We start from the raw sequence: 375 nt of genomic DNA, 5'->3' as shown, positions 1-375 counted from the left end.
TGGTAGGTGTGGTCATGGATGGATCCCCCGAATTTCGATGGACGGTCACGCGGCCGCTGGCGGAGCCGCGTGCTCGCCCAGCGCGTTTCGGAGCGTGGACGCGAGCCGCCGTCGAAGCTCGGGCTGACGCTCGGCCCGGCGCAGGATCCCCGTGATGACCTCGACCTGGTCCACCGTGCTCGAGGACTCCACGACCGCTGTGCGTAGCAACTTCATGGCCGCGCACGACAGACCGACGGTGGCGTCGCCGCCGGACACGTACACACCGCTCGCCATGTCGGTGGCGATCTGGAGAACTGACTCCCCGTGACCGGTGCTGGTGATCGTGATGGGCAACTGCTGGGCGTCCATCAGGCATCTCCGCTCGTGTCGAGG

Annotated in this window: 1 protein-coding gene; it reads right to left on the bottom strand. The window is 67.5% G+C overall.

The annotated features are described in order from the left end of the window. Positions 1–45: 45 nt before the first annotated feature. Positions 46–375 (bottom strand): hypothetical protein (locus AC1DSF_RS31360; RefSeq protein WP_478184207.1); only part of this gene is annotated, 330 nt, incomplete at its 5' end.

Source organism: Variovorax sp. 01N429 (assembly GCF_056399425.1).
Note: the sequence above shows the minus strand (reverse complement) of the source record. Positions and strands in the feature narration are given on the sequence as shown.